24 protein-coding genes and 1 riboswitch are annotated in these 21,404 nt (G+C 44.0%); of the genes, 10 read left to right on the forward strand and 14 right to left on the reverse strand.

Translation table 11 applies throughout. The annotated features are described in order from the left end of the window. Positions 1-19: 19 nt before the first annotated feature. Positions 20-105, reverse strand: a riboswitch (cyclic di-GMP riboswitch). 84 nt (positions 106-189) lie between these two features. The 3 genes from ATL39_RS12465 to ATL39_RS12475 form a co-directional block, all read right to left on the reverse strand. Then, positions 190-1,098 carry a diacylglycerol/lipid kinase family protein gene (locus ATL39_RS12465; protein ID WP_120193971.1) on the reverse strand — a complete coding sequence of 303 codons (909 nt, stop codon included), beginning with the start codon at positions 1,096-1,098 and terminating at the stop codon, positions 190-192. A gap of 111 nt (positions 1,099-1,209) precedes the next feature. Next, the gene (locus ATL39_RS12470) at positions 1,210-1,695 is read right to left on the reverse strand and encodes a hypothetical protein (protein WP_120193688.1); all 486 of its coding nucleotides are present in this window, start codon (positions 1,693-1,695) and stop codon (positions 1,210-1,212) included. Between the two features lie 15 nt (positions 1,696-1,710). Continuing rightward, positions 1,711-2,031: a DUF2325 domain-containing protein gene (locus tag ATL39_RS12475; RefSeq protein ID WP_120193689.1), complete on the reverse strand. Its 321-nt coding sequence runs from the start codon at positions 2,029-2,031 to the stop codon at positions 1,711-1,713. Positions 2,032-2,189: 158 nt separating this feature from the next. On the opposite strand from ATL39_RS12475, the gene ATL39_RS12480 reads away from it, so the two are divergent. Both ATL39_RS12480 and ATL39_RS12485 read left to right on the forward strand, forming a co-directional pair. Beyond that, positions 2,190-2,696 carry a hypothetical protein gene (locus ATL39_RS12480; protein WP_120193690.1) on the forward strand — a complete coding sequence of 169 codons (507 nt, stop codon included), beginning with the start codon at positions 2,190-2,192 and terminating at the stop codon, positions 2,694-2,696. Between the two features lie 16 nt (positions 2,697-2,712). Beyond that, complete coding sequence (locus tag ATL39_RS12485) at positions 2,713-3,720, forward strand: NADP-dependent oxidoreductase (protein WP_120193691.1); 1,008 nt, start codon at positions 2,713-2,715, stop codon at positions 3,718-3,720. A gap of 48 nt (positions 3,721-3,768) precedes the next feature. Here the strand turns inward: ATL39_RS12485 and ATL39_RS12490 are convergent, their stop codons facing one another. The 7 genes from ATL39_RS12490 to cshA form a co-directional block, all read right to left on the reverse strand. Continuing rightward, on the reverse strand, positions 3,769-4,311 hold the full coding sequence (locus tag ATL39_RS12490) for a 3-dehydroquinate synthase II domain-containing protein (RefSeq protein WP_120193692.1): 543 nt from the start codon (positions 4,309-4,311) through the stop codon (positions 3,769-3,771). A gap of 3 nt (positions 4,312-4,314) precedes the next feature. Then, positions 4,315-4,644 carry a winged helix-turn-helix transcriptional regulator gene (locus ATL39_RS12495; protein WP_120193693.1) on the reverse strand — a complete coding sequence of 110 codons (330 nt, stop codon included), beginning with the start codon at positions 4,642-4,644 and terminating at the stop codon, positions 4,315-4,317. A gap of 125 nt (positions 4,645-4,769) precedes the next feature. Beyond that, entirely contained in the window at positions 4,770-6,110 is a 1,341-nt protein-coding gene (locus ATL39_RS12500; RefSeq protein WP_120193694.1) for a HAMP domain-containing sensor histidine kinase, read from the reverse strand. Then, positions 6,100-6,798, reverse strand: a complete 699-nt coding sequence (locus ATL39_RS12505; protein WP_120193695.1) for a response regulator transcription factor — start codon at positions 6,796-6,798, stop codon at positions 6,100-6,102. Before ATL39_RS12505 ends, ATL39_RS12500 begins: the two co-directional genes overlap by 11 nt. A 132-nt stretch (positions 6,799-6,930) precedes the next feature. Next, positions 6,931-7,740, reverse strand: a complete 810-nt coding sequence (locus ATL39_RS12510; protein ID WP_120193696.1) for a TerC family protein — start codon at positions 7,738-7,740, stop codon at positions 6,931-6,933. Between the two features lie 279 nt (positions 7,741-8,019). After that, positions 8,020-9,888: an ABC-F family ATP-binding cassette domain-containing protein gene (locus ATL39_RS12515; protein ID WP_120193697.1), complete on the reverse strand. Its 1,869-nt coding sequence runs from the start codon at positions 9,886-9,888 to the stop codon at positions 8,020-8,022. Between the two features lie 129 nt (positions 9,889-10,017). Continuing rightward, positions 10,018-11,493, reverse strand: a complete 1,476-nt coding sequence (cshA, locus tag ATL39_RS12520; RefSeq protein ID WP_120193698.1) for a degradosome RNA helicase CshA — start codon at positions 11,491-11,493, stop codon at positions 10,018-10,020. Positions 11,494-11,766: 273 nt separating this feature from the next. On the opposite strand from cshA, the gene ATL39_RS12525 reads away from it, so the two are divergent. After that, positions 11,767-11,991, forward strand: a complete 225-nt coding sequence (locus ATL39_RS12525) for a hypothetical protein (RefSeq protein ID WP_120193699.1) — start codon at positions 11,767-11,769, stop codon at positions 11,989-11,991. A 24-nt stretch (positions 11,992-12,015) separates the two neighbouring features. On the opposite strand, the gene ATL39_RS12530 is transcribed toward ATL39_RS12525, so the two are convergent. Continuing rightward, a complete protein-coding gene (locus tag ATL39_RS12530; protein ID WP_120193700.1) occupies positions 12,016-13,149 on the reverse strand; it encodes a DEAD/DEAH box helicase in 1,134 nt (377 codons plus the stop codon). A gap of 113 nt (positions 13,150-13,262) precedes the next feature. After that, complete coding sequence (locus ATL39_RS12535) at positions 13,263-13,676, reverse strand: organic hydroperoxide resistance protein (RefSeq protein ID WP_425453002.1); 414 nt, start codon at positions 13,674-13,676, stop codon at positions 13,263-13,265. 171 nt (positions 13,677-13,847) lie between these two features. Here ATL39_RS12535 and ATL39_RS12540 point away from each other — a divergent pair, with 171 nt between their 5' ends. The 6 genes from ATL39_RS12540 (at position 13,848) to ATL39_RS12565 (ending at position 19,179) form a co-directional block, all read left to right on the forward strand. Beyond that, positions 13,848-14,978 carry an NADH-dependent flavin oxidoreductase gene (locus ATL39_RS12540; RefSeq protein WP_120193701.1) on the forward strand — a complete coding sequence of 377 codons (1,131 nt, stop codon included), beginning with the start codon at positions 13,848-13,850 and terminating at the stop codon, positions 14,976-14,978. A gap of 126 nt (positions 14,979-15,104) precedes the next feature. Then, positions 15,105-15,896: a YtvA family blue-light photoreceptor gene (gene ytvA / locus ATL39_RS12545; RefSeq protein WP_120193702.1), complete on the forward strand. Its 792-nt coding sequence runs from the start codon at positions 15,105-15,107 to the stop codon at positions 15,894-15,896. A gap of 278 nt (positions 15,897-16,174) precedes the next feature. Then, the gene (locus tag ATL39_RS12550) at positions 16,175-16,375 is read left to right on the forward strand and encodes a cold-shock protein (protein ID WP_120193703.1); all 201 of its coding nucleotides are present in this window, start codon (positions 16,175-16,177) and stop codon (positions 16,373-16,375) included. Positions 16,376-16,519: 144 nt separating this feature from the next. After that, positions 16,520-17,365, forward strand: coding sequence for an SDR family oxidoreductase (locus ATL39_RS12555; RefSeq protein ID WP_120193704.1), 846 nt, complete (start codon positions 16,520-16,522; stop codon positions 17,363-17,365). Positions 17,366-17,376: 11 nt separating this feature from the next. Further along, a complete protein-coding gene (locus tag ATL39_RS12560; RefSeq protein WP_120193705.1) occupies positions 17,377-18,441 on the forward strand; it encodes a PQQ-dependent sugar dehydrogenase in 1,065 nt (354 codons plus the stop codon). Between the two features lie 21 nt (positions 18,442-18,462). After that, a complete protein-coding gene (locus ATL39_RS12565) occupies positions 18,463-19,179 on the forward strand; it encodes an NAD-dependent deacylase (RefSeq protein ID WP_120193706.1) in 717 nt (238 codons plus the stop codon). Here ATL39_RS12565 and ATL39_RS12570 read toward each other — a convergent pair. Both ATL39_RS12570 and ATL39_RS12575 read right to left on the reverse strand, forming a co-directional pair. After that, the gene (locus tag ATL39_RS12570) at positions 19,176-20,081 is read right to left on the reverse strand and encodes a cation diffusion facilitator family transporter (RefSeq protein WP_120193707.1); all 906 of its coding nucleotides are present in this window, start codon (positions 20,079-20,081) and stop codon (positions 19,176-19,178) included. The genes ATL39_RS12565 and ATL39_RS12570 overlap by 4 nt on opposite strands. Positions 20,082-20,138: 57 nt before the next feature. Beyond that, positions 20,139-20,747: a TetR/AcrR family transcriptional regulator gene (locus ATL39_RS12575; RefSeq protein WP_120193708.1), complete on the reverse strand. Its 609-nt coding sequence runs from the start codon at positions 20,745-20,747 to the stop codon at positions 20,139-20,141. A gap of 92 nt (positions 20,748-20,839) precedes the next feature. Here ATL39_RS12575 and ATL39_RS12580 point away from each other — a divergent pair, with 92 nt between their 5' ends. Next, positions 20,840-21,403: a nitroreductase family protein gene (locus tag ATL39_RS12580; protein WP_170146925.1), complete on the forward strand. Its 564-nt coding sequence runs from the start codon at positions 20,840-20,842 to the stop codon at positions 21,401-21,403. Position 21,404: the final 1 nt, after the last annotated feature.

Here is a 21,404-nt window from a genome sequence, read left to right on the forward strand (position 1 = left end):
CCGCCTTTAGGAAATTTCCCCAGGCAGTTCAGCCGTCTTAGCAGTTATAGCCTTAGACCTGTAACTTTGCGAGACTGCCTTTCAGCAGCTTTGCCTTTTTCTGAAGGTTGCTTGTTAGTGTTTTTATTTTACTACATATTTTGTAAAATAGGTGATATATTCCTAAAAGAATTATTATCAGAATTTTCTTTATTCATTATTCTCCTGTAGTATTTCCCCAAATAGAAATGGTATCTTTTTTTCCAGTACTTTTATGTGAACGGGAGTTTCTTCATACACTTCTCCGTCCGTATCTGCTTTCATCGTGTTTGCCGTTTCTAACTCCACTTCAGCGGCCTGGATATACTCAATGGAGCTTTGCTCCAGGTTATACATAAATGGATTTTTGGAATTAAAAAACTCTTTCAAAAGCGGAGCTCCGCTCTCTTTTATAATATATACATCAATCAGCCCGTCATTCAGCGATATCTGATCTCCCGGAAGACGGTTTGTGCCGATAAAATGTCCGTTGGCCAATAGAATCATCACTGCCTCATCCTTGTATTCTTTTCCATCTGCTTTTAACGTAAAGGCAAAGGGCGATGCATTGTTAAACGTTTGGAGTGCGCTGATAAAATAGCTGACTTTCCCAAGCATCCCTTTCAGCTGGTCATCAATATTTTCAGAAGTTTCCGCAATCAGGCCGACTCCATAAAAATTGGAAAAGTAGCGGTCGTTCATTTTCCCAATGTCAACATACTGTATATGATTTTGCTCCACCACAGCTGCAGCTTTTTTTAAATTCTGCGGAATCATAAGCGATCGTGAAAAGTCATTACAGGTTCCCGTAGGCAGAATACCCGTAACTGGCGGATCATCCAGAGAGGAAAGGCCATTAATGGCTTCGTGTACCGTACCATCGCCGCCCATGATCATTACAATATCGTAGCGGTCCCCCTGCTCACGGCAGAGTTGTTCTGTATGCCCCTTCTCCTGGGTAAAAGTAATCGTAAGTTCTTTAGTCTGCAGAGCCAGAGTACTGATCGTAGCATCCAGATTTTTTTGAATTTCGTTATTGCCGGACGCTCCGTTAATCAATAACCACATTTTTTCGTACATGCTTATCATTCCTCATCCTGTAACTTTCTTACCCATACTCTATACCCTATTATGTCATATTACATGCTTTAAAAAAAACCTCCGCCGAAAGTACAGGCAGAGGCTGATTCATTATTTTAGATAGGAAGACAGGGAATGACGGTATTCGTTCATGGAATACTGCATTTGTCTGCTGTCCAGCATATATAGTCTCCAGTTTTTATTCGGGTACAGATTCTGCATAATAGAAGCCGCCTGCTTCATCTGCTGTTCAGGAAAGCCGTCTGCGACAGCGTAAGCTGTAATATATCCGGCTTTTCCCGCCTCGATTCCACAGATTATAAACAGTCCGTCTTTCTTTATTTCCTGCTGTTCTTCCAGCTTTTCCGCCAAGTGCTGTATTTCTCCCAGACGCTGCTGCAGAAGTTTCAGCCCGAGGATGAATTCTTTTACATTTGTAAATTGATTAGGGTCAATGTATTTCCAGCGGCGCTTTATAGCCAGGGAGAGTCCTTCCCCATCACTAAGCTGCCTGTATGCGATATTCCGGAGTATATAAATCGTGAAATCAAATATAGAAGAAGATTTTCTTAATACATATTCCTGTTGATCTTTCACAAATCCCGCCTCCTGTTATCTGGCTTTTTCCAGCAATGGACACTGTTCACACACTTCATTACAGGCCGACAACGCTTTATAGATAGAACACCAGGAGCGTTTGGCATAGCAGACAGGAATTGCTTTTTCTTTTGCTCTTTCTTTAAGCTTGCTGCTCACATTGTGATTTATAAAATCTGTAAGGACTAATACCAGTTCTATGTTTTCCGGGATTTCGCGGTGTACCATTTTTACTTTTCTTCCGCTTATGTGCATAATGTCTGAAAATCCCAGTTCATTTAATCGATCCGGGATGGCACCCAGCTTATCTGCTCCTACTATTAACAAAGAATTCATCTGAAGCCCTCCCATTCTCAATGAAAATCATTCTCATTCAATACAACATAAGTGTATTGAAAACCATTCTCAATGTCAAATGTTTTTAATTTTAAAAAAAATGGGAATAGACGAATATAAAAGCATTTACACAATAACAATAGATATGGAGGTAAAAAATGATTAACAAGCAGCCAGACCGCGTCCAAAGGCTATTTTTCGATGATAATGGGAAAATACCAAACAACCCGACCCTTCCTGCACTTCTTTATTCTGTAAAAGAGCATCACCTGCATGAACTAGAACAAACTTTCCGCAGCAATGGATGGGAGAGCACCTGGTATGGAAGTATATTTACGTATCATCATTTTCACAGCAACAGTCATGAAGCCCTGGCTGTAATCAGAGGCAGTGCTTCTCTGCATCTGGGAGGACCGCAGGGAGAAGTTATTTCTGTTACGAGCGGAGATATACTTCTTCTGCCGGCCGGCGTCGGCCATAAGCTTCTGGATTCCGATGACATCTTTCAAGTAATGGGAGCATACCCTCATACCCGGGAAATAGACCTTTATACTGGAGATGAAAACAATCATGAGGTAGTATGTAGAAATATTCACCATGTAGAGCTTCCCCGGCTGGATCCTTTTTACGGCGAAGCCGGTCCTCTGCAAAACTATTGGAAATAAAGGAGACATTTCAACTATGGCACCATCAGCTCATTATCAAATACTGCTCGCAGAACGTCCGGAAGGAACTCCTACAAGAGATACCTTTCATTTTGACAGAGTATCCACCGCTTCCCCTTCTTCAGGCGAAGTGCTGTTAAAGACTTTGTATTTATCCGTTGACCCTTACATGCGCGGCCGGATGAACGAAGGCAAATCCTATGTCCCGCCATTTGAACTTCATGAACCTATCTCAGGAGGCGGCATCGGTGAAGTTGTGGAAAGCCAGTCTTCTTCATTGAAAGAAGGAGATATTGTCATCGGTAATTTGAACTGGGAGGAATATCCTGTCGTTTCTGCGGATGCGGTTCGTAAAATCGATCCATCCCTGGCTCCTGTTTCCACTCATCTCGGTATTCTCGGAATGCCCGGCCTGACTGCATATTTTGGTATTAATGATATCTGCCGTCCTAAAGAGGGAGAAACGGTAGTAGTATCCGGGGCTGCAGGCGCAGTTGGTTCAGCTGCCGGCCAGATCGCTAAAATATATGGAGCCCGCGTAGTTGGGATAGCCGGTACGGACGAAAAAGTCCGCTATCTGAAAGAGGAGCTTCATTTTGATGAAGTTATTCAGTACAATACAGTGGAAGATATGGGAGCAGCTCTGCAGGAAGCCTGTCCTGACGGCGTAGATGCATATTTTGATAACGTTGGCGGCCCTATTTCAGAAGCACTTTATCCCCTGTTAAATAAGTACGCCCGTATTGCTCAGTGTGGTGCTATTTCCACCTATAATTCCACTGGAGAAGATGTGGGACCAAGAGTACAGCAGTACCTTGTAAAAGCAAGCGCCCTTATGCAGGGATTTATTGTTGGTGACTTTTCCAGCCGTTTCCAGGAAGGCTCGGAAAAGCTGGCTGAATGGCTTCAGCAGGGGTCGATTACCTACCGCGAAAATGTGGTAGAAGGGTTCCAGCAGACGCCCGATGCCTTTATTGGTTTATTTAAAGGAGAAAATCTTGGAAAACAAATTGTGAAAATCTAAAATAGCGCAGCGTCAAAAGGAGAAACCCCAAATGCGGGTTTCTCCTTTTTATTTTTCTTCTATATATTCTTCTATCTGTCTGCCTAGATGCCGGCCTGGTGTATCTGAGAAGCCCTGGACTTTATCTCCCGGTTTTAAATCAATGACAGACACTCTTTCTCCTGACTCTCTCATTAAACAGACGCTGTCTGCCTGCTGGAGTACTGCTGTTATTTTCTTATTTTCAATAAATCCGGCTACATGGAGAAGGGGGCGGTGTTCCCATTTTGCCCGGCCGACAATTTTCCGGGACCATTCTTTTCCATCAAATATATCAATGGAACTGCCTCCCTGTATTTCCGATGCATACACCGTATTATCTTTTTCCCGGATATAGTGATGGATGCCCCCGGCGTTTACCCGAAATACTCTCGGAGGATAGGTTTCTGTTGCATTATTTTCTGAAAGCACATGAAAATAGCCGCTTCCGGTGCTGCCTATAAGCAGCCCTTCGGTTGGAGACAAGTGATCTGCTGTATCGATACAGACCCTTGTTCCCGTTCCTGCTTCTGTTATTTCATGGATAGTAATCACTGCTTTGTCTTCAGCCATTTCCTACTTCACTTCTTCCTGTTTACGCTGCCGGTGCTTTCTTCCCCAGTCTTCCATATGGTGCAGCAGTTCTTTGATGGATTCCCCGTATTCTGTAAGAGTATACTCCACACGTGGAGGTACAACAGGGTAGGATGTCCGCTTGACCAGCTCATCTCGTTCCAATTCTTTGAGCTGTTTGATTAGTGTCTGGTGGTTAATGTTCGGAAGGCGTTTTTTAATTTCATTGAAACGAAGCGTTGTTCCCATTAACTCCATTAAAATAACAGCTTTCCATTTCCCGCAGACAACCTCCAGCGTTTCTTTTATATCTTCAGGCGTTGTCTCATTCATTTGTTTTCTCCCCAGTCTCATTTAGTTTTCTTCAGCAGGAACCGTCCATTCCTATTAATATATATAATATTAATATCCTTTTTGAAGGACATATAAACCTTTGCTGAAGCGGGAGTTAACGTTTTTCAGCCGGGGAAATAGAAAATGAATGAAGCGCCCTCCCCCGGTTTACTTTCCACTTTTATTTTTCCGTCAAGAACCTGGGATAATCGGAAAGCAATTGAAAGTCCCAGTCCGGTTCCACCTGTTTTTCTGCTCCGGGCTTTATCCACGCGGTAGAAACGGTCAAAGATCTTCGACTGTTCTTCTTTGCTTAGACCTTCACCAAAGTCTGTGACCTTGATAAAAGAGGATTTTCCGCCCTGCACTTCAATAATCACTTTATCTTCACTATATTTTAAAGCATTGTCGAGCAGGATATACAACAGCTGCTTTACTTTGTCTTTATCCGTTACTGCTTCCATATCTTCTGCTGCCTTTACGAGAATCTCCCGGTCATATGTTTTGCTGAAGGCGTGGGAAGCTTCTTCCGCCAGAGCGGACAGATCTACTGTCTGTTTTTTTATTTCTTTCATGGACTCATCCCTCGCAAGTGTCAGCATCTGCTCTGTTATGCTCCTCATTCTCTCTGACTCGGACAGGATGGCATCCACTGCTTCCTCACGGACTTCCGGCTTTTCTTTTCCCCATCTTTTCAGCAGGCCTGCATAGCTTGCAATAATCGAGAGGGGGGTTTTTAATTCGTGGGAGGCATCAGACACAAATTGATTTTGTTTTTCAAAGTTGCTCTCCAGCCGTTCCATCATATGATTAAATGTATCTCCCATTTCATAAAGCTCGTCTTTGGAATTCCCTTTCAACGAGAGCTTTTTTAGCTCTCCCCGCTGCTGTATATCTTTCATTGTGCCGATCAGTTCCAGAATAGGACGCAGGAGCAGATTACCAAGCAGACGTCCTCCAATAATTGTCGGGATCAGGATTAAAAGCGTAGCGATTAACAATGCAATACGAAGAAACGTCATATTTTCCTCAAGTGCCTGCATATGTTCAGTCACTTCAAGCGTTACGATACTTCCATCCTCCCAAATAATCGGTTTTTCCACCGCCGCGTATCGTTCCCCGCCTTCTGATTGAAAAGTACGCTGCGATTCGCCGGTCGAATATTCCGCCGGAAGCTGCCGAAAACGGTCTTCCGTCGTTTGGATGGATAAAACCTCATTTTCGCCAATAATGCGGATCATTCCGTTGGCAGGCAGAAACGCCTGCAGCAGCGCTTCGGATTCGGCAGTGTTCCCCTCTGTGGATCGCAGGGATTCTGTGATGGATTCAGATTGATTCTGCAGTCTTTCTACTTCCGCATTGACTGACAGCCGATCGAATAATAAGTAAATAGATATGTTTACAATAATGACGATAAGAAGCATCCAAATTGTAGCAAACAGCTGTATTTTTGTTTTAAGCTTCATGACTGTTTCCTTTGATGGAATAGCCGACCCCGCGGATCGTATGAATCAGCTGCACAGGAAAAGGTTTATCGACTTTCTGCCGCAGATAGCGGATGTAGACATCCACTACGTTCGTATCGCCGTAATAATCAAATCCCCATACCTGTTCGAGCAGCTGGTCTCTCGTCAGAACAATATTATTATTTTTCATCATATACACGAGCAGATCAAACTCTCTCGGCGTCAGCTCTACTCCTAATCCCGCACGGTTTACTTCGCGATTATCAATATTCACCGTTAGATCTTCAACTTCTACTACGTTTTGTTTTCTTTCCTGCCTGCTGTTTTCAGCGTAACGCAGCTGCGCCCGGATTCTTGCCAGCAGCTCCTCAATTTGGAAAGGCTTTGTCATATAGTCATTAGCCCCGAGATCGAGCCCGCTTACTTTATCCGGTGTCTGATCCCGTGCGGTAAGAAGGATAACCGGCGTCCCATTATTTTCACGGCGGAACCGGCGCAGAATCTCCATTCCATTTAAGCCTGGAAGCATTACATCAAGCAGTATCAAATCCCAGTCTTTCTCCTTAGCGCGTTCCAGACCTCTCAGGCCGTCGTGAACGATTTCTGTCTTATACCCTTCGTACTCCAGTTCCAGGCTTGTTACCCGAGCAAGCTTTTCTTCATCCTCTATAATAAGAATCTCCTGCATGCCGCGCCCCCTCTCTCTTCTGCTGTTCTCTTACAGCTTATCCAATTTCTTATTAAAAAAAAAGACTGAATCATCAAGATTCAGCCACATCATTTATAGAAAGGCGTACTTTACTCAGCTGTCTGTATCAGCCTATTTGTGGCTGATAGAGCTTTCTTCAGCCATTACAGTATTCTGAGGGGCTCCTTTATCCTTGGATAAAATCCAGCCGGCTGCGGCAATCCCAACGAGTACGATGTAAAAAGAAGCTTTCCAGAGAATAGATTCAGCGAAATGTTCAGGCAGTACCGCCAATGCCGGATGAGAGAGAGTGTGAACCATCAGCTTCACCCCAACCCAGCCGACAATGGCAAAAGCAGCAATTTCAAGACCTGGTCTTCTTTCGAGCAGGGTAACAAACCAGCCGGCTGCAAACCTCATAATCACGACACCAATCAGCCCGCCTGTTAGAATAACCAGAAACTGCCCGCCATCCATCCCGCCTATCATGGGGAGATTTGTCCGGGGAAGCGTTACGGCAAGAGCCACAGCGGCGAGAATGGAATCGACCGCAAAGGCAATATCCGCTACCTCTACTTTTGCTACGGTACGCCAGAACCCGGCAGGCTTCTCTGCATTTCCCCCTGCCTTTTTTTCCACTGCGCCTTCTTTATGAAACCATATTTTACGGACAATATGATTAAGCGCAATAAATAGAAGATAGAGAGCACCTATTGCCTGCACCTGCCATACATCAATGAGAAATGAAATAATGAACAGCGAAGCAAAACGAAACACAAAGGCCCCGGCCAGGCCGTAAAATAACGCTTTTTTTCTTTTTTCCGGCGGCAGCTTTTTTACCATTACGGCCAGCACAAGCGCATTATCAGCGGCTAACACCCCTTCAAGAAGTATGAGAACGATCAGCACCCATCCATATTCCATCAGCATACTAAGTTCCATGTTTATCTTCTCCTTTTTTCAGATAAACCCGGCACCCTGCAGCGTTGAGTTATTCTGTGCAAAAGCACAAAAAACCTTCACCGCTGAGGCGGTGAAGGCATGAAAAAGTCCTTTACCGTCTCATAGGTAAAGGTCTCGCTAACAGCGTAAGGCTGCCAATAAAACCGGGGATTTCTCCCGTCCTGACGATTTTATTGAAAAAGCTACTCCCCTTTTTCCAAAGGATATCAAGTTATTTCTTTCAATGTACTCTTCTCCTGCTGCATTGTCAATCTTATATTACTCCGGCTCGACTTTAGCAGAAAGCTCTTCCCAGCGTTCAAACAGGTATTCTGTCTGCCTGTCAAGTTTCTGTTTCTCTTCCATCCACTTTTGAATACTTTCAAAATCGCTTCCGGCGGCATCTATCTTTTTCTGAATTTCCCCGCTCTGCTCCTCTGTTTCCAGAATATCCTCTTCAATGGATTCCCATTCTTTTTTTTCATTGTAGGATAGTTTGGCCGGTTTCTTTTTTTCAGGGGCTTTTTTGGCTGAAGAGATCGTTTCCGGTTTCTCTGCCTGTTCCGTTAAAAAGTCGGAATAGCTTCCCTGAAATCGTTTGACTGTTGGTGTGTTGTCGAAAATAAGCAGGTGATCCACAACCCGGTCCAAAAAGTAACGATCGTGGGAAACGGTAATAACACAGCCGGAAAAAGCGGCCAGATATTCTTCCAGAATCCCAAGCGTCTGGGTATCGAGGTCATTTGTCGGCTCATCAAGCATCAATACGTTTGGTTCTGTCATCAATATGCTTAATAAATAGAGCCTGCGCTTTTCTCCACCGGATAAGCGGCTGATGTAGTTCCACTGGACATTACGATTAAATAAAAATCTCTCCAGCATTTGTTCAGCGGTAATAGTTCTGCCATCTTCTGTCTGAACGACTTCTGCAATGCTTCTTATATATTCGATAACCCGTTTGGATTCATCCAGTTCTTCGTGATTTTGCGTATAATAGCCTATTTTTACTGTTGTTCCTGTATCGACTGTTCCGCTGTCAGGCTGTTCACGCCCTGCCATTATATTGAGAAGCGTGGATTTTCCGCTGCCGTTTTCCCCAATAATACCGATCCGGCTGCCTGGCTGAATGAGCAGATTAAAAGAGTCCAGAAGCTGACGGCCTGGAAACGCCTTGGAGACGTTCTCGAGTTCCATCACTTTTTTTCCTAACCGCTGTGCTCCTATGGCAAAGGAAAGCTCTTCTTTCGACGTCTGCTGCATCGTTTCTTTCGTATGATGAATCCGCTGCACTCTTGCTTTTTGTTTCGTCCCTCGTGCTTTTGGTCCCCTGCGCAGCCATTCCAGTTCACGTCTCATCGTGTTCTGCAGCTTTGTATTCCTGTTTTCTTCGTTTTCTTCCCGTTCCGCCTTTTTTTCCAGGTACATTTCGTAGTTGCCGCTGTATTCATATAGATTGCCTTTATCCAGCTCAAATACCCGGTTCGTTACCCGGTTTAAAAAATAACGGTCATGCGTGACGACAATCAGTGCTCCCGAAAAGGAAGCCAGGTATTTTTCCAGCCATTCAATAGACTGGTGATCCAGATGGTTGGTCGGTTCATCCAAAATTAGAAGGTCCCCCGGCTGAATTAAAGCTTTTGCCATCGCTACCCGCTTTTTCTGGCCGCCGGAAAGTTCTTTTGTCTTTTTAAAAAATTCGGTAATGCCAAGCTTTGTGAGAACCTGCTTAGCAAGCGTACTTGCTTCCCAGGCGTCCTCTTCCTCGATTCGCTGCTGTACGGCTATCATCCGCTCCTGTACCTTTTCGTCTCCGGGAGCTTTTTCAAGCTCTGCCTGTACTTTTTCGTATTCCCGCATAGTTTTCATTTTTTTTGAAGTACCGAAATATATTTCATCCAATACTGTGGCCTCTTCGTCCAATTCGGGTTCCTGGGGAAGAAAAGCCTGCTCAAATGAATTCGCATGGTACAGCGTGCCTTCCTCCGGACTTTCTATGCCGGAGAGGACTTTTAACAGCGTGGATTTACCGGTGCCGTTCACTCCAATTAATCCAATTCTATCGTTCGGCTCAATAGAAAAAGAAATTCGGTCAAATATTGTTTTTTCGCCGTATGATTTATACAGATCTTCCACTCGAATAATACTCATCACGCATTCCTGCCTTTCTCTTTATGCCGTGCTATTATACCATATTTCCGCTCTTTTTCTCATTTGCTGCAGCGTGTCTGACATCTGTATTCATACAAAAAAACCGCCCGGAGGCGGTTCATTTTTGTTTTATGAGTTAGCAGGACGTTTTGGATTTCTTCTTGTTCTTGCATAACTCTCTTTGCGCTGCGTTGACTTGCCGTAAGGCTTTTTGCCGCCTCCGCCTGCGCCGCGGGGACCGTCATTTCTCTTACGGTAGTTGCCGCCTCCGCCTTGTTTTTTAGAGCGGAGTGGTGCTTCTTCTGTAAGCTTGACTGTTGCTTTTTCAGCTTCTTTTGTATTCATCTTAAGGGCAGCTGCTACGAGCGTTGTTGCATCGTATTCACTAAGAAGGTTTTCGGCCGGTCCTCTAAGGGAGTCCAGCTTTTCTCCTTTTGCCGCTTTTTCAAGATCTTCTACAGCCTGATGGATGCGGCCTTCCATTGCATCTTCAAAAGTAGGAAGCTCTTCTCTGATCATTTTAGCTTTAGTTGTATCTTCAATATACTTCAAATGGCTTTTTTCTTTTGGCGTAACAAAGCTGTATGCCAAACCATTCTTACCGGCACGTCCGGTACGGCCGATACGGTGAACGTAGCTTTCCGGATCCTGCGGCAGGTCAAAGTTGTAAACGTGCGTTACGCCGGTTACATCAAGACCACGTGCTGCAACGTCTGTTGCCACAAGGATATCAATAGTAGACTTTTTAAATTTACGGATTACTTTATCACGCTTTTCCTGCTTCAGGTCTCCGTGGATACCTTCTGCAGCATAGCCGCGCTGGGAAAGAGCTTCAGCAAGCTCATCTACTCTTCTTTTTGTCCGGCCGAAAACGATAGCCAGTTCAGGAGGAGTAATGTCAAGCTGATGACAGAGTGTATCAAACTTCTGTTTTTCCGGTACTTCGATATAACGCTGTTCGATGTTGGAAACAGTCAAGCCTTTGCTTTTCACTTTAATGGCTTCTGGATCTTTCATGAACTTATTTGTTACGGTTTTTAGTCTTGTAGGCATTGTTGCCGAGAAAAGAAGGGTTTGACGGTCTTCTGGTGTTTCACTGAGAATTGTTTCAATGTCTTCCACAAATCCCATGCTGAGCATTTCGTCTGCTTCATCCAAGACGACCATTCTCATTGTGTTGGGACGGATTGTTTTTCTTCTCATGTGATCCATGAAGCGTCCTGGAGTTCCTACGATAATCTGCGGGGATCTTTTCAACGCTTTAATCTGGCGTGAAATATCCTGTCCACCGTAAATCGCAAGGGACCAGATGCCTGCATACTTGCCCAGGCGGTTAATTTCTTCAGATACCTGAATAGCCAATTCTCTTGTAGGAGCGAGAATTAAGCCCTGTGGTGCTTTTTCTTCTTTGTTCATGTTTTCAATAAGCGGGATACCGAATGCTGCTGTTTTACCTGTTCCTGTTTGTGCCTGACCGATGATATCCTTGCCTGCTTTAAGCTTAGGGATAACCTCTGATTGGATAGGCGTTGCTTCTTCAAATCCCATAGCCTCAACAGCCTTTAGGATTTGCGGGTTGATATTTAGTTCTTTAAACAAAGTCAATAAAATGATCTCCTTTATATTTCATATTTCTTATTATTTCCGCAACAAAATAGTGTGGCAGATACTTTTACCTTGCAAGTTTGCTTAACTAGTTCATTCCATAACCTTAATATTATACCATATTTATTGATCTTAAAACATCATTTTCATTAATGTTTTTTTACAATCATTAAAATATAGTAACATTATCTTTATACAGGCTACGTTGATTTACTCACTTAATAGGTATAAAATAAAGGCATTCCTAAAACTATTTTTAAAGGGGGCCCTGACATGAGTAAGCCTTACGCTTATATCTTTGATGAAAAAATTCAGCAGGTAACCGCCGGGACGTCATCCGACATTGAAACACTGGCCGACAGCACACAGAGTGTTCATTATTTCGCTTCTCAGCAAGAAATGGCTGAAGAAGTGAAACAATACTACCATAGAGAATGTATTATTACGCTGGCCACTCATTTGAACATTTTTGAAAAAGAATTATTTGATACTGTCTAGAAGCCGTTCCTCCGGGAGCGGCTTTTATGCTTCTACTAATTCTCCGCCTCTAATGGCAGCTTTCACCGCATGGACATCTGCCTCTTTTGCTATGCGCTTAAAGATCGACTCTTCACGTGGTGTACATAGTGTAATTACAAGGCCTTCTCTTCCCATGCGCCCTGTTCTTCCCGCGCGGTGGGTGTACTGTTCTTTCGTAAACGGAAGATCCAGTGAAATGACGCAGGGCAGTTCTTCAATATCCAGTCCGCGCGCTGCTACATCAGAAGCAAGCAGCAGCCGGATCTCTTCATTTCTGAACGCTTTTAGTGACTTTTCCCGTTCTTCTTTTGAACTCTGCGCATGCAGGGTTTTTGAAGACCAGTTCCTGTAGTTCATTTTCCCGGAAGCTTCTTCCAGCTTATCCGCGTTGTTAACGAAAACAATGGCCTGTTTTCCTACGGCATTTACAATCTTTCTCATCTGGTCAATTTTGTCCCGCTCATCGGACACTATATACAAATGAGTAATTCTTTCTTTTTCTTCCTGCGTAAATTCTACACTGAATAATTGATAAGGATCCATAGTCCGTTCAGCGAATGCCTTTACTTCCTTAGTAACTGTAGCTGACGTGTAAACCAGCTGGGTTTCGCGTTTCACATCTTTTAGAAGCGACTGCATGTATTTTGTATTTTCTTTTTGCAGCAGCTGGTCGGTTTCGTCCGCGATAAATGTCTGCAGCGCATGCAGCTTCAGCTTTTTTCTGCTTTTCAGCTCGTCAAGCCGTCCAGGTGTTCCTACCACCACGTGGACTGTTTTTTTAAGCTTATCGAGCTGACGCTGGATATTGGCTCCGCCGATAAAAGCTGCGGACTTAATGCCGGATCCCTGCGTCCAGATTTTCACCTGCTCTGCTACCTGCATTGCAAGCTCTCTTGTCGGCACGACAATCAGAACCTGCGTCTGTTTAACAGATTCATCTATCTTATGGAGAGAAGGCAGCAGATATGCTACCGTCTTACCTGTACCGGTCGGGGAATGAAACAAGGCATTTTCGCCGTTAAACAAGGGCGGGATTACTTTTTTCTGGATCGGTGTCCATTCTGTATAACTGCTTTTCTCCCAGTTATCTTGTATATAAGAAGGGAACGCATCCAAAGCCGGACTTTCGTTGTTCATGTAATATCTCCTTTTACGCTTATCTATTCAGTAGTGTCTAGTTTAGCATAAATTAATATATATTTAGAGATAAAAAAAGAACGGCCGCAGATGCAGCCGTTCTTTTCATTCTATTATTCTGCTTTTGTCGTAATTGTTACGTCGATATTTCCTCTTGTTGCTTTGGAGTAAGGGCAGAATTGGTGGGCTTTTTCCGTTAACTCTTCCGCTTCTTCCTGGGAAACACCGGAGATATTAACCGTCAGCTCTACGCTGATTTTAAAGCCATTGTCTTCTTCATCTTTATTTAAGCTTACAGCTGCTGTCGTTTCTGAAGTAATGTCCTTTTTTTCTTTTTTGGCCATAAGGTTTAATGCACCGTCATAGCATGCAGAGTATCCTGCTGCAAAAAGCTGCTCGGGATTTGAGCCTTTGTCCGAACCGGATCCCGGCTGTACCAGGTTCACATCTATAAGTCCATCGTCTGACTTCACGTGACCTTCACGGCCGCCTTGTGCTGTTGCGTAAGAAGTAAACATTGTTTCCATTATAAATTCCTCCTTAATTAGTAGCAGCATTTCCACTGCTGTAAAATCCTAACCACTATTTAATGTACCCTGTCTGATGAATCATCAAACATTCACGAGCTGATTTATTTGCTTTAGTTATTATTCATTATCTAGAATATACTTTGTAACTTAAATAGAGGAGGCCATTATATGACTGCATCAAATAACTATTCGTTTTTACAACCATTCACTCTCCCCCGTGGACAGGAACTTAAAAACCGGGTCTTTCTGGCACCGATGACCAATTTTGCATCTAAACCGGACGGTGAGGTCAGTGATGAAGAAATAGCTTATTATGAAAGAAGATCCGGCGGAGCTTCTGTTGTCGTAACGGCCTGTGCAAATGTTACAGAAGACGGTAAAGGCTTTAAAGACGAAATCGGCGTGCACCGCGATGATTTAATTCCGGGACTTGCAAGACTTGCTGATGCCATTAAAGCAAAGGGCTCTAAAGCAGTTCTGCAGATTTTTCACGGTGGAAGAATGTGTCCGCCTGAGCTGGTTCCGGACAATACGCCGGTCAGCGCAAGCGCAGTAGCCCCTGTTCGCGAAGGAGCTGTTACGCCAAGAGCTTTGGAAAAAGACGAAATCAACCATATTATTCACAGCTTCGGCGAAGCAGTAAGAAGAGCAGCTGAGGCCGGATTTGACGGAGTGGAAATCCATGGAGCCAATACCTATTTGATTCAGCAGTTTTTTTCCCCACACTCTAATATAAGAGAAGACGAATGGGGAGGCAGCTTTGAAAACCGTACCAGGTTCCCTCTTGCTGTCACAGAAGCCGTATTGAACGCGGCTGAGCTCCATGCGGATGATTCGTTTATCGTCGGCTACCGGCTTTCTCCCGAAGAAGCAGAAAATCCTGGTATCACTATGGAAGATACGCTTGCTCTTTCTGAAATATTATCTTCCCAGCCGCTCGATTATCTTCATGTCTCTGTCCAGAACTTCTGGTCAGGTTCTATGAGAAATGAACACGACACTTCTTCCCGGGTAGCACTTATTCAGGAGAAGATAGGCTCACGTATTCCTGTGATTGGGGTTGGTTCCCTTCACACACCTGAAGAAGCAGAAAAAGCCATGGCTTCCGGAGTCCCCCTTATTGCCCTAGGACGGGAATTTATAATGGAACCGGACTGGATCGAAAAAATAGTAAACGGAAAAGAAGATACGATCCAAACCACTCTTTCCGTTCATGATCAGAAAAAACTTGTCATTCCTGATGCGCTCTGGCAGGCAGTTACCCAGACGCCGGGATGGTTCCCTGTAACAGATAAGTAATATAAAAGACTTCCTGACCGGCGGCATGTCCGGGCAGGGAGTCTTTTTTCTGTGATTCAATAAAAATATTTGATATTATTATGAACAGAAAAAAAGCTATTACTTAATAAAGGAGCCCTTCACAACATGGATCATCATTTTCCTATTGATCTGCCCGCTACATCCATCCTTCTCGAAGCGATCGACCATACGCGAGTTGGCGTTATCGTTTCCGACCCGGAGCTTGAAGACAACCCGATCATTTACACCAACCAGGGATTTCTGCAGATGACCGGCTACAGCTATGAGGACATTCTTGGAAAAAACTGCCGCTTTCTCCAGGGACCTGAATCATCCAATACTGCCGTCCAGAAGCTGCGTGACGCTATTGCGCAGAAAGAGTCTGTAAGTGTGCAGCTGGTAAACTACAAAAAAAACGGCGAGAAATTCTGGAATGAACTTCATATTGACCCTGTGTATTCAGAAGAAGAAGAGAAATATTTTTTTATCGGGGTGCAAAAAGATATTACTGTACAGAAAAATGCAGAAGAAAGCCTCAGAGAACATAATAAAGAAATAGCCCTTCTTTCTACTCCTATCGTACCCGTCATGGACAAGGTCTACGTGCTTCCGCTTATAGGAAATATTAACGAAGACCGGATTAAACTCATATTTAATAACGTGACAGAAGCCGTTTACTATTCCGAGATTGAAACGCTTATTCTTGATTTGTCCGGTCTTGTCAGACTTGATGATGAGGTAATCAAAAGCTTATTTACGTTATATGATCTCTTAAACCTGCTTGGAACCGAGCTGCTTTTAACTGGCGTCACTCCGAAAATAGCCGTACGTTCCAAAGAAGTTCATGCCGATCTCAACTCTTTCAAAGCATTTAAAACTGTAAAAGACGCTATAAACTATAAACAAAAAAAGAATTAATTTTTTTTCGTAATTAATGCTATTTTTTAAAAACCCGTGAAACTACTGTACTGAAAGCATTTACAACATTTACATTTGATTGTTTAACCGCATAAACAGCTGAAAAGGCGAAAAATATAATTAATTTGTCCTCTGGGTGGTTGCAAAATTAAAAAATCGATGGTATTCTAAAGTAGCTATTTTGTCCGGTACAACTATTACAAATAGGGTATCGGTTTGCAAGATAAGTAATACTATTAGTGCGCAACAGATTATTACGCACGCAGGAGGAACATCACATGGAACAAGGTACAGTTAAATGGTTTAACGCAGAAAAAGGTTTTGGCTTCATCGAGCGCGAAGGTGCAGACGACGTATTCGTACACTTCTCCGCAATTCAGGAAGAAGGCTTCAAAACTCTTGAAGAAGGCCAGCAAGTTAACTTCGAGATCGTTGAAGGCGACCGTGGACCACAAGCAGCTAACGTAACTAAAGCATAATTTTAGCCGACACCAATGTAAAAACCATAATGAAAAGAGCTTCCCTCCGGGGGAGCTCTTTTTTGCGTTCTTTCAATCCCCCCCTTTTGTTTCCGCCACGTTCATATTGGGAATAAGCAGAATATATAAAAGGAGGCAGTACATATGAATGGAAAACGAGTACTCATCACCGGAGGAAATACAGGCATGGGCCTTGCTTCGGCTAAAGCACTTGCCAAAAAAGGCGCCCACGTTATTATTACGTCAAGAAACAACGAGCGGGGTATCAATGCTGTTCGTGAAATTAATAGCTACAGTGGAAAAAACTCCGCTGAAATGATGATCTGCGACTTGGCTTCTTTGGAAAGCATTCGTTCTTTCTGCCGGAATTTCACTTCCAGATGGCATTCGCTCGATGTTTTAATCAATAACGCCGGAGTTGTTCAAACTACAAGAGCAGAGACAGCCGACGGCTTTGAAAAAACCATTGGTGTCAATCATATTGGTCCTTTTTTATTGACGAATCTGCTTCTTGATACACTTAAAGCAGCGCCTCAGGGCCGGATAATTATGGTGTCTTCCGGTGCCCATAAATGGGGACGCATTAATTTTGAAGATCCTCATTTTAAAGCGAATTACAGTGTATGGAAAGCCTACGGTCAATCCAAGCTGGCCAATATTTTATTCGCTCTTTCTCTTAATCAGCGCCTTGCAGGTTCCAGCGTTACTGTAAACAGCCTGCACCCCGGTGCAGTCAGCACCAGTCTCGGCGTAAATCGCGATACTGGATTTGGCAGAGGCATTCATGCGGCCCTTCGTCCCTTCTTTCAAACATCGGAAGAAGGAGCTTCGACGGCTGTTTATCTGGCCTCTGCAGCTGAAATAGCATCTATTTCCGGGAAATATTTCGAAAACATGCAGCCGATTGTTCCTTCTAACAATGCTCTCGACCGCGGGCTTGCTGAAGACCTGTGGAAGTGGAGTGAAAAAGAAATCGCCAATGCCCAATAAGGAGGGTTTCCATGTATAAGCCATTATTCTTTCTAGGCGGGGTTTCCCTGCTTCTTGCCGCCTGTGGAAATGAGGAGGCTGATAACAGCCCGGAAAACAGCAGCGACAGCTCGGCCACTGCCCATACTCTTGCCGAAGACCTTAATGTTCCCTGGTCCATCCAGCCGCATGAAAATGGATTTTTCGTAAGTGAAAGGCCGGGAGCCATTGTGTGGATTGATGAAAACGGTACCGTTTCAAGAACAGAACCTGACCTGTCCGAAGAAGTGGCCGCAGAAGGCGAAGGCGGCTTTCTCGGTTTTGTTCTCGATCCCGGATTTAACGATACCAACCAAACAGCTTATGCCTACTATACGTATGAATCGGAAAATGGACTGGCCAACCGTATTGTGTCTCTCGAACAAACGGACGGAGAATGGGCCGAAAATGAAGTGCTGCTGGAAGGCATACCTGGAGCATCTATTCATAATGGCGGCCGTCTTGAAATCGGTCCCGATGGGATGCTTTATGCCACTACCGGAGACGCAGATGCAGAAGATACCTCTCAGGATCCGGACAATCTGGCCGGCAGCATTTTGAGAATGGAAACAGACGGCTCGATTCCTGAAGATAATCCTATAAAAAACTCTTACGTATATTCCTATGGGCACCGTAATCCACAGGGACTGGCCTGGAATGAAGAAGGCACTATGTACAGCTCGGAGCACGGCTCTTCTGCTGAAGATGAAATCAACCAGATTCAGGCGGGAGAAAATTATGGCTGGCCGGAAATTACCGGGGATGAACAGAACGAAGAAATGCAGACGCCTCTTTTTCATTCCGGCAGTGATACGTGGGCTCCTTCCGGAATGGATGTGGACGATAATGGCCATGTGATTGTGACCGGCCTCCGCGGCACCCAGCTGATGCGGTTTAATGTGGAAACGGAAGAAATGAACGTGATTTACAGCGGAGAAGGCAGACTACGTGATGTATGGATCGAAGGAGAAAGTTTATATATGTTAACAAATAACAGTGACGGCCGGGGTAATCCGTCCAATAACGATGACCGTCTCATTGAACTGACGGACTTTTAAAGGAAAGGAGCTGTCCATTTTATGAAGGAAATAGCCGATTTATTAAAAGCTTCCTCTTACACTACCATAATGACCGGGGCCGGTATGTCAACAGAAAGCGGCCTCCCGGATTTCCGTTCCCAGCAGGGCCTCTGGCAGAAATACGATCCTGTGAAAATGGCCAGTACCGAAGCTATGCGCTCCAACCGCTCCGCTTTTGTTTCTTTTTACCAAAAAAGAATAGAAGCTCTGCAGAGTGTATCTCCTAACGACGGTCATATACTGCTGTCGGAATGGGAGCGTAACGGTCTTGTGCAGCAGATTATTACGCAGAACGTTGACAATCTTCATCAGGAAGCAGGGAGCCGTCTCGTTTCCGAACTTCATGGTTCCCTGGCAGCGCTTCGTTGTGATGAATGCGGCAAAAAAGAGGATACTTCCCGTTATGTAAGGGCAGAAATAAAATGTCCTTCCTGCAGCGGACTTCTCCGCCCTGATATTGTTTTATTTGGAGAGATACTTCCTTCCCGTGCTTTAGAAGATGCAGAGAAAGCGGCTCTTCAGTCGGATCTGTTTATCGTAATGGGAACAAGCCTGACGGTTGCACCGGCTTCCTACTTCCCCCAGGATGCAAAGCAGAACGGCGCTTCCCTGGTTATTATTAATGAAAGCGAAACAGAGCTTGATTACCTGGCAGATTACTTGTTTACCGGGCACTCTATATCAGAAACGATTCGTTTAATTAATGCCCACCTTTAAACCGCCCAGTATTTATCTGCCGTAAACGTAATGGTTACCCACTTTTCCATATCCAGCTGCTTCATCCCTGCTTCGAATTCCATGCGCAGCTTGTCCATTTCCTTTACGTTCTGGATACCGGATGCCTCGTCTACGATGTAATCAATGTCTATATACAGCGTTTTTCCTACTTTGGTGGTTCTTACTATCATGTCCTGCATTTTATATTTAATTAACAGATCTTCTGCTCTGGAGTAAATCAGAGCTGCAGTAGCCGGAGCCGGCACCATTCGGATCAGCTCCCTTCCATTACTGCGGAGCAGCCGGTACGGCATTTTCAAAAAATACACACTGATAATAAGCACCATAAATGGATCGACATAAGGAAGCACGGCGTGAAAACCAGCGGCCTGAAGAAGGAATGCAAACATAAATCCCCCCAGCACCCCTGCACTGAGCAGAGTATCCATCAGCCACTGGGCTGATTCCGCCTGTAAAAAAGACGAATTCTCTTCTGCTTTTCTGCTTCGTATCACACCATATACTCCGCCGCAGAGAATAGTGCTTACCACGGCATATACAAGCGCGCTGCCAAGAGCAATGTCTCTTCCCCCGTGCCATAACGTATAAATCGACGAAACAGCAGCTCCTATACATAATAATGTAATGATAAGTGCCTTGAAGGAAACAATTAACGGCTCGATTGATTCTTTTCCATATTGAAATTGTTTTAAATTTTCCTTTTTCATAAAGTAATAGGCGCTGATCGACATACCCGACAGCCCGAGGCTGATGAAGGAATAGAGGCCGTCAAAAAGAATCATTTGAGAAGAAGCAGCTATTCCCCAGATAATCCCCATAATAGAAAATAATAAAGCCCCTGATACAGACAAGCCCAGCAGCGTTGATTCTTTAAATTTCATGATTACTTTTCTCCTTTAATGAATGAATGAATGTCAGTCAGTATAAACGCCAGGAAATTATTTTAATCCCTGGACAATAAATAATTTAAGTTCTTCCCGGTATTCTGTGCTGTCGTTGTACTGTTCATCGAATAAATAGACCTGCTCCGCCGATTCTTCCATTACGCCGATCAGCATCTTGGAAGTGATTCTTATCCGGATACCTGGACGGATTTCCTGTTTCTCGACGGCATCTTCGAGAAGATGATCCATCCAGCGGTAGTAAGGCTCATAAATTTTTTCCCATTCCTGCAGAGCCCCTGACAGGGAAAGTCCGGAATAACATAAAGCCAGTACGTCCTTATATTCAGCGGTAATATCAAATGTGGCATCCACAATTGCATCTATTTTTTTATCAAATGGCTGCTCTGCCGCCACTCTTTCATCCATTATATTTAATATATCATCCAGCAGCTTTTCCGCTATGGAGGGAATCAATGCATATTTCGAATGAAAATATAAATAAAAGGTCCCCTGCGCTATTCCTGCCTGCTTAACGATATCGGCTACTTTTGTTTTTTCAAGCCCCTGTTCAGAAAATACGCTGATGGCACTCTGCAGGATCCGCTCTCTTTTTGTGTTGTCTATAATATATCCCTCCAAAAAAAATGAATGACTATCAGTCATTTTTAAGTATAACAGGTTTTCTTTTGTTCTTCCAGCCCATTTATGCTACTATTAATGAAAATGATTCTCAATTAAGAAAGGATGACTTTGCAATGTTGCAAACGCAGCGTAAAGACCTTGCTGATATTATTACAGAGAGACGCTCCATCAACTCTTTTTCAGATAAGCCTGTATCCGAAGAAGTTATTATAGACCTTCTGGAAACCGCTAAATGGGCACCAGATCATGGAGTCCGGGAACCGTGGCGCTTTATCCTCTGTCTTGATAACGGCAAAGAACATCTGCTGGAAGCGATGCTCGCTTACAACAGCCAGTGCAAAAAGCCTAAAAACCCTGATAAAATACGGGCAAAAATAATGGGACCTTCCGCTCACCTGCTTGTGATCAATAATGCTGAAACAAACCGCAAAAAATGGGAGGAAAATTACGGGGCTGCAAGTGCTCTCATCCAGAATTTCCAGCTTTGTGCCTGGGAACAGGGTATCGGCATGATATGGAAAACCGGCAGCTATATCGATAACGATACATTTAAAGAAGCGATGCATATCGACAGCGATGAAACGATTATCGGATTAATGCAGATCGGTTATCCGGACCAGATCCCCGAGGCGAAGCCTAGAACGACAGTACTCAATAAGATAACTACATTAAAATAAA

This window comes from Sinobaca qinghaiensis (genome assembly GCF_003610495.1).
Taxonomy (GTDB): domain Bacteria; phylum Bacillota; class Bacilli; order Bacillales; family Marinococcaceae; genus Sinobaca; species Sinobaca qinghaiensis.

Excerpts from the sequence above, each read along its gene's own strand:
- ATL39_RS12465 (WP_120193971.1), bottom strand. The coding sequence starts at position 1,098 with ATGTACGAAAAAATGTGGTTATTGATTAACGGAGCGTCCGGCAATAAC.
- ATL39_RS12475 (WP_120193689.1), bottom strand. The coding sequence starts at position 2,031 with ATGAATTCTTTGTTAATAGTAGGAGCAGATAAGCTGGGTGCCATCCCG.
- ATL39_RS12480 (WP_120193690.1), top strand. The coding sequence starts at position 2,190 with ATGATTAACAAGCAGCCAGACCGCGTCCAAAGGCTATTTTTCGATGAT.
- ATL39_RS12485 (WP_120193691.1), top strand. The coding sequence starts at position 2,713 with ATGGCACCATCAGCTCATTATCAAATACTGCTCGCAGAACGTCCGGAA.
- ATL39_RS12490 (WP_120193692.1), bottom strand. The coding sequence starts at position 4,311 with ATGGCTGAAGACAAAGCAGTGATTACTATCCATGAAATAACAGAAGCA.
- ATL39_RS12495 (WP_120193693.1), bottom strand. The coding sequence starts at position 4,644 with ATGAATGAGACAACGCCTGAAGATATAAAAGAAACGCTGGAGGTTGTC.
- ATL39_RS12500 (WP_120193694.1), bottom strand. The coding sequence starts at position 6,110 with ATGAAGCTTAAAACAAAAATACAGCTGTTTGCTACAATTTGGATGCTT.
- ATL39_RS12505 (WP_120193695.1), bottom strand. The coding sequence starts at position 6,798 with ATGCAGGAGATTCTTATTATAGAGGATGAAGAAAAGCTTGCTCGGGTA.
- ATL39_RS12510 (WP_120193696.1), bottom strand. The coding sequence starts at position 7,740 with ATGGAACTTAGTATGCTGATGGAATATGGATGGGTGCTGATCGTTCTC.
- ATL39_RS12515 (WP_120193697.1), bottom strand. The coding sequence starts at position 9,888 with ATGAGTATTATTCGAGTGGAAGATCTGTATAAATCATACGGCGAAAAA.
- ATL39_RS12525 (WP_120193699.1), top strand. The coding sequence starts at position 11,767 with ATGAGTAAGCCTTACGCTTATATCTTTGATGAAAAAATTCAGCAGGTA.
- ATL39_RS12530 (WP_120193700.1), bottom strand. The coding sequence starts at position 13,149 with ATGAACAACGAAAGTCCGGCTTTGGATGCGTTCCCTTCTTATATACAA.
- ATL39_RS12535 (WP_425453002.1), bottom strand. The coding sequence starts at position 13,676 with ATGGAAACAATGTTTACTTCTTACGCAACAGCACAAGGCGGCCGTGAA.
- ATL39_RS12540 (WP_120193701.1), top strand. The coding sequence starts at position 13,848 with ATGACTGCATCAAATAACTATTCGTTTTTACAACCATTCACTCTCCCC.
- ytvA (WP_120193702.1), top strand. The coding sequence starts at position 15,105 with ATGGATCATCATTTTCCTATTGATCTGCCCGCTACATCCATCCTTCTC.
- ATL39_RS12550 (WP_120193703.1), top strand. The coding sequence starts at position 16,175 with ATGGAACAAGGTACAGTTAAATGGTTTAACGCAGAAAAAGGTTTTGGC.
- ATL39_RS12555 (WP_120193704.1), top strand. The coding sequence starts at position 16,520 with ATGAATGGAAAACGAGTACTCATCACCGGAGGAAATACAGGCATGGGC.
- ATL39_RS12560 (WP_120193705.1), top strand. The coding sequence starts at position 17,377 with ATGTATAAGCCATTATTCTTTCTAGGCGGGGTTTCCCTGCTTCTTGCC.
- ATL39_RS12565 (WP_120193706.1), top strand. The coding sequence starts at position 18,463 with ATGAAGGAAATAGCCGATTTATTAAAAGCTTCCTCTTACACTACCATA.
- ATL39_RS12570 (WP_120193707.1), bottom strand. The coding sequence starts at position 20,081 with ATGAAATTTAAAGAATCAACGCTGCTGGGCTTGTCTGTATCAGGGGCT.
- ATL39_RS12575 (WP_120193708.1), bottom strand. The coding sequence starts at position 20,747 with ATGACTGATAGTCATTCATTTTTTTTGGAGGGATATATTATAGACAAC.
- ATL39_RS12580 (WP_170146925.1), top strand. The coding sequence starts at position 20,840 with ATGTTGCAAACGCAGCGTAAAGACCTTGCTGATATTATTACAGAGAGA.